Source organism: Erwinia sp. MYb416 (assembly GCF_037479575.1).
Taxonomy (GTDB): domain Bacteria; phylum Pseudomonadota; class Gammaproteobacteria; order Enterobacterales; family Enterobacteriaceae; genus Erwinia; species Erwinia rhapontici.
The window spans coordinates 1-774 of sequence record NZ_JBBGYT010000162.1; the positions used below are offsets into that span (position 1 = coordinate 1).

Annotated in this window: 1 pseudogene; it reads right to left on the bottom strand. The window is 38.4% G+C overall.

Going from position 1 to position 774, the window contains the following annotated elements:
* A pseudogene (locus WH277_RS01560) lies at nucleotides 1-774 on the bottom strand (glucosyltransferase domain-containing protein); the annotation flags it as partial.

The window sequence follows — 774 nt, forward strand, 5'->3', positions numbered from 1 at the left end:
ATGCAGGACTCAGAAAGTAATTCAATAGCGGTTTGTTTTTAACCAGTATTGCGGCACGCGGATTGATGTTCACCTGACCAATAAGTGTGATGGTTTTTAATTCTCCAGACTTTAACAAATCCTGAGTAATGATATTGAAAACCATATCTTCATGTTCGCGCTGTGCTTTAAGGGCACTGCTCAGTTGGGCGCTAAATGCAAATACTGTAATGACAGGGATGAGCACAAGATATCTTGCTTTGAGCGCGCAATGATCTAGAAGTAAGGCTACCACCACAAAAAAAACGGAAAAAGAAACCAGTATCCGTGGAAAAACAGGCGCTTCACGTAAAATAATATTAGGGCCTAAAAGTGATAAAGTTAACAATAAGAATGAAGATATCAGGCAAAAGAGCTTAAAGTAACGATGTTCTGTATCTTTTAAAATTTTATACAGCGCAACCAGAATGGCAATGAATAAAGGGATGGCAAAATAAACGATTACCGGGCCATAGAGGAATGATGAAACCATAGCAAAAAGTTTTTTGCACGTGTACGTTATGGTTTCAATTCCGCTGAGATCAAAGGATATCGTGCTTGCTCTGCTATTGTTATGCTTCCAGATTTTTGCCACTAACAGAACGTAGAGGCTGTAATATATTATAAAATCGATAATTTTTTTCGAAATATGGCGAGTCTTTTCGCGGGGGCTTTGCTCATTACGAGTGCTAAATATAGCCAAATCAACAGCTATAAGGCCGATAAAAATATTGGCGCAGGGTTGGTAAATTGATA